The following is a 5,579-nucleotide window of genomic DNA, read 5'->3' on the forward strand; positions in this document are numbered from 1 at the left end:
TCGGGCAGGCGGCACTGGGCCATGGCGGGTCCTCAAAGGCTGGATTCAGCCCTTGTTGCGCAAATCCCGTGCCGCGGTTCTCTGTCCGGTTCTAAACAACCTGAACGTCCCCAAAGGAAAGCGGCTACGGGCGTGGTGTCGAAAGGGAAAGACGTGCGTCTGGAGTACCTGCCGGCCGACGCCCCGGAGTTGAACGCGGTCGAGGCGCTGGCCCGCGAGAGTGTCGCCGCGGCGGGGGACCAGCGGTTGCTCCGCGGGTTCGTGCGAGGAACGCAGCCGCCCTTCCCATTCGGCCTGCCCACGCGCAGAGATCAGCCTGCGACTCAGTAAAGCGACCCGCAGCGGGTGGAGTCCGTAACCGCTCGGGGTCGGGGCCGCGCCGACGGGCGATCAGGAAGTCCGCCGCGGCTCTGCCGTTCGTCGCTTCCCGCCCGGGTCAGACGGCCGGACCGATCCGGACTGCCTGAGACAATCGGATCGGATTCGGGAACGGCCGAGTCACGCGTCGCCGATCCCGGCCGGCCGGGAGCCGGCTCCGGTCTGGGCGTCTCACCGCTTCTCAACGTCGCCGGAGTTCGTGGAAAGTCGCCGGAATTCGCGGAAGCCGCAGCCCGTCCTCAACCCCATCCCCGGCGATCTCGTACTGCGTGCGTGCGAAGCCGACCCGCCGCGAAGGAATGCGAACGACGCGGTCGCACCGTGACGGCGACAGCGTCGACGACGGTTGCCCGAGCCCGGCGGCGGATCGGATCGGCGGTTTCCCATGGAGACGCACGGTCTCAGGGGCGATTCCTGAGCGGTCGCCCCGGTAGACTGGGGCGTTCCCCGGTTCTACCCGCTCGCTCGCATGATCCCGCCTCCCGTCTCCGTCCCCCTCGCCACGGCGCTCGCCGTCGCGGTCCTTTCGGTTCAATCTGCGAGGGTCGCCGCGCAGGACCCGGACGGTCCGTCCGCGGCCGGGCGGCCGAACGTGTTGATGATCCTGGTGGACGACCTGAAGCCGGCGCTGGGCTGCTACGGTGACGCCGTAGCTCAGACGCCGCACATGGACGCCCTCGCCGCCCGCGGCGTGCGGTTCGACGCGGCGTATTGCAACCAGGCGGTGTGCGCCCCCAGCCGGTTCACGCTGATGCTCGGCTCGCACAGTACCTCGACGGGCCTGTACGGCCTGGGCAGCCACCTGCGGCAGGCGCTGCCGGACGCCGTCACCCTGCCCCAGCACTTCGCCGCAGCCGGGTATCGGACGGAGTCGCTGGGGAAGGTGTTCCACGTCGGGCACGGGAACCAGGGCGACCCGGAGTCCTTCATGGTTCCGCACTTCAAAGACAAGGTGATCGAGTACGTCGCCCCGGAGAACATCGGCGGGCCGATCACCCGGGAGGAGGCGCTGTTCGGGAACGTGATGCTCGACCGGATCGGTCAGCTGCCGCGGGGGGCCGCGTACGAATCCCCCGCCGTGCCGGACGACGCCTACGCCGACGGCCGCGTCGCCGCCGAGACCGTGCGTCGCCTGCAGGCGGCGAAGGCCCGGCGGGAGGCGGAGGGCACGCCGTTCTTCATCGCCTGCGGGCTCGCCCGGCCGCACCTGCCCTTCAGCGTGCCGCAGCGGTACTGGGATCTGTACGACCCGGCCGAACTGCCGGCCGCGGAGTACGTCGAGGCTCCGGACGGAACGCCCCGGGTCGCGATGAAGCGGGGCGGGGAGATCAACGCCTACAAGCCGATCCCCGAGGGCGGCGACCCGGAGCCCGGCTCCGAATTGGCCCGAACGCTGGTGCACGGGTACTACGCCGGGGTGAGCTACGCCGACGCCCAGGTCGGCAAGCTGACCGCCGCGCTGGACGAGCTGGGCCTCGCGGAGAACACCGTCGTCGTGCTGTGGGGCGACCACGGCTTCCACCTCGGCGACCACGGCATCTGGACGAAGCACACCAACTTCGAGCAGGCGACCCGCATCCCGCTGCTGTTCGCCGGCCCCGGCGTGCCGGCCGGAACGGCGACCGGGCAGCTCGCCGAGAGCGTCGACGTGTTCCCGACGCTGGCGGAGCTGTGCGGCCTGCCCGCCCCGCGGGGGCCGCAGCCGATCGACGGCGTGAGCCTCGCCCCGGTCTTCAAGGACCCGTCGGCCCGCGTCCGCGACCACGCCTACCACGTGTACCCGAGGGGACGGTTGGGCCGCGCGATCCGCACCGACCGCTACCGCCTGGTGGAGTGGATCGACCAGCGCTCCCCGGAGGCTCCGGCACTGCTGGAGCTGTACGACTACCAGGAGGATCCGCTCGAGACGCGGAACCTCGCCGAGGAGCGGCCGGAGGTCGTCGCGCGGCTGCGGGCGACGCTGGAGGACTATCCGGCGCCGCTGAAGCCGGGCGAGACGCCGCGGCAGGCCGCGGCGACGCCGGTTCCCCCGATGCCCCGGGCGGAGGTCGCCGCCGGGCTGGAGGCGCACGACCGGGCGCTGCACCTGACCGACGGCTGGATCCGCGATCCCTTCATCGCCCGCGGCCCGAACGGGACGTGGTACCTGACCGGCACCACGCCGAATCCCGGCGAGCCCCGGGAGCGCAGCGACCCCTTCAACAACGGCCTCGGGCCCGATTCGCTGGTCGGCTGGAAGGCCCGGGTGTGGGAGAGCGACGACCTGATCGACTGGCGGGAACGGCCGGTCCCGTACACGCTGAAGGACGGCGTGTGGCCGAAGGTCCGGCCGAAGCGGTTCGAGGAGGTCCCGCAGCGCCAATGGCGGCTGTGGGCCCCGGAGCTGCACTGGCTTCCCGCCGACACGCCGGCCGGCGGCGCCTCCGGCCGGTGGGCGCTGGTGCACACCAGCCCCTCCCCGGTGACGGGGGCGAACCTGTCGCTGTCCGCCGGGCCGGAGGTCGCCGGGCCGTGGACGAACCCGCTGGGCCCCGCGATCGGCCGGCGCCACGACCCCTCGCTGTTCCGCGACGACGACGGCAGCTGGTGGATGGTGTGGGGGGCGACGACGATCCAGCAGCTCGCGCCGGACTTCACCGGCTTCGTCGGCGATCCGGTCCGCATCGGGCCGTCCGGCGAGGCGGCGAGGATGGGCCACGAGGGCTGCCTGATCCACAAGATCGACGGCCGGTACGTCCTGTTCGGCACCGGCTGGTCGACCGGCTCGATGCGGAAGGGCAGCTACAACCTGTATTACGCCGTCGCCGACGAACTCGCCGGCCCGTACGGCCCGCGGCGGTTCGTCGGCCGCTTCCTCGGCCACGGCACCCCGTTTCAGGACGACGACGGCCGCTGGTGGTGCACGGCGTTTTACAACGCCGACGTCCCCCCGCTGGAGCCGGACGGCGTCGCGACCCGCGACCTGTCCGCCGTCGCCCAGACGATCAACCGCCGGGGGACCACGCTCGTCCCGCTGGCGGTCGGCGTGGACGAGGACGGCGAGCTGTCGATCCGGGCGAAGGACCCGCGCTACGCCCGACCCGGCCCGGACGAGGCCCAGCAGTTCGCCCTCGACCGCTGAGGCGTTCGCGCCGGGACGCCCCGACGAAAACCGACGCCCCCGACCGCTCGCGGCGGGGGCGTCGGCGTTCGACCCGAGGGCGTTTGCGGCGCGTCGGTTACTTCGAGGTCGACTCGATCAGCCCGGCGTCCGCGGCGATCTGCTTCAGGCGTTCGGCGGGGACCTTCGCTTCCGCCCGGTCGTAGGTCAGCAGGCCGTTGATCTCGCCCTCGACGTCGGTCGTCTGGGTGTAGACGCCCGCGGCGATCCCCTTCGCCTTCAGGTCGGCGAGGCGGCGGATCGACTCCTCGTAGCGGCCGACGTACTCCTCCTTGGTTTTCGGCAGGCCGCCGTAGCCCCAGTTGCGGGTCGACTCGTTCCACAGGTGGCCCTTGACCGGCCAGCCGTGGCCGCCGAACTCGCCGACGACCTTCGCGAAGTCGTCGTAGCGGGGCTCGTCGACGTCGAAGAACGGGTGCGGATAGGCGTGCTCGTCGGCGATGTCGCCGACCGGGGCGAAGTTGCCGCCGCTGGCGACGTTCACGGCCCGGGAGGGGTCGTACTCCTCCAGCCACTTGCCGACCTCCACCGTGCGATGCTGGCCCCAGCGTTCGTTGAAGGGAACCCAGCAGACGATCGAGGGGTGAACGTCCAGGTGGTCGACCATCCCCTTCAATTCTCGCATGTATTGTTCATGGGCGGCGTCGGGCCAGTCGGCGTCGATCTTCAGGGAGGCGTAGTCGACGGTCCGTTCCGGGTCGCCGAGGTACTTGTCCGCCAGACGGTGCCAGCGGGGCCACTCGCCGGTCCGCTCGTCCTTCCCGCCGGAGGGTTGGTCCTGCCAGACCAGCATGCCGACGCGGTCGCAGTGGGCGTAATACCGGCGGGGCTCCACCTTGATGTGCTTGCGGATCATGTTGAAGCCGGCGGATTTGAGCCAATCGACGTCGTACCGCATCGCCTCGTCCGAGGGCGGGGTGAGCAGCCCGTCCGGCCACCAGCCCTGGTCGAGCGGCCCCCAGTGGAACAGCGGCTCGCCGTTGAGCGTCAGCCGCACGTCGCCGTTCTCGTCCCGCTCCGTGCCGACCTCCCGCACGCCGACGTAGGACGCGACCTTGTCCACGACCCGGTCGCCGTCGAGCAGTTCGACCGTCACGTCGTACAGGTGCGGCGAGGCGTGCGACCAGAGCTTCGGTTCGGGGATCGACAGCGCGACCTCGCCGGCCGACCCGGAGGGGGAACTGGTCGCGGAGGCGACCTCCCGGCCGCCGTCCAGGACGGTCACCCGGGTCGTCGCTTCGGCGCCGACCGGGCCGTCGACCGCGACCGTGGCGACGACGGAGCCGTCGATCTTCGTGTCGTAATCCACCGCGGAGATCGCCGCGGCGGGGACCCGTTCGGTCCAGACGGTCTGCCAGATGCCGGAGACCGGCGTGTACCAGATGCCCCGCGGTTCGTTCACCTGCTTGCCGCGGAGCTGGTAGGCCCCGGCGTCGTCGGTCGCGTCGCGGACCTTCACCGTCAGCGTCGCCGGTTCCTCGGAGGCGGCGAGGGCCTGCGTGACGTCGAAACTGAACGGCAGGTTCCCGCCGACGTGCGTGCCGACGGACTGCCCGTTCACCCACACCTCGCAGGCGTAGTCGACCGCCTCGAAGTGCAGCAGCGTGCGGTCGCCCGCCGGTTTCGCGTCGCCCTCCGCGGCGGGGAGCGTGGTGCGGTACCAGAGGGCCTCGTCGGACCCCAGCCGGCGGCCGACGCCGGACAGCGGGGCCTCGAGGGCGAACGGCACGAGGATCTCGCCGTCCCACTCCTCCGGCGGACCGGCGTCGGCGGGGGTCACGGCGTACTGCCAGAGGCCGTTGAGGTTCTGCCACTGGGGCCGGACCATCGTCGGCCGCGGGTATTCCGACCAGACGGACTCCGGCTCGACGGCCTTCCCCCAGCGGGTCAGCATCGAATCGGCGACCGGGGACCAGTCGCCGTCCGCGGCGGGGAGGACGCCGGGGGCGGCGAGGGCCGCCAGACCGGCGACCGCGAGGGAGAGATGAATCGTCATCGGGCGAGGCGGCTCGAAAAGGGACGAGGGAGACTGCGGTCGCGG

Annotated in this window: 3 protein-coding genes; 2 read left to right on the forward strand and 1 reads right to left on the reverse strand. The window is 71.7% G+C overall.

All coding sequences use genetic code 11. From position 1 onward, the window contains the following. The first annotated feature begins 135 nt into the window (after positions 1-135). Together ACG2DA_RS21500 and ACG2DA_RS21505 are read left to right on the forward strand one after the other, a co-directional pair. A complete protein-coding gene (locus tag ACG2DA_RS21500) occupies positions 136-330 on the forward strand; it encodes a hypothetical protein (protein WP_395258564.1) in 195 nt (64 codons plus the stop codon). A gap of 517 nt (positions 331-847) precedes the next feature. Next, a complete protein-coding gene (locus tag ACG2DA_RS21505; protein ID WP_395258566.1) occupies positions 848-3,499 on the forward strand; it encodes a sulfatase-like hydrolase/transferase in 2,652 nt (883 codons plus the stop codon). 97 nt (positions 3,500-3,596) lie between these two features. On the opposite strand, the gene ACG2DA_RS21510 is transcribed toward ACG2DA_RS21505, so the two are convergent. Beyond that, complete coding sequence (locus ACG2DA_RS21510; protein WP_395258568.1) at positions 3,597-5,534, reverse strand: glycoside hydrolase family 2 protein; 1,938 nt, start codon at positions 5,532-5,534, stop codon at positions 3,597-3,599. Positions 5,535-5,579 lie beyond the last annotated feature (45 nt).

The sequence above is a fragment of the Alienimonas sp. DA493 genome (assembly GCF_043951915.1).
In the GTDB taxonomy this organism is placed as follows: Bacteria; Planctomycetota; Planctomycetia; order Planctomycetales; family Planctomycetaceae; genus Alienimonas.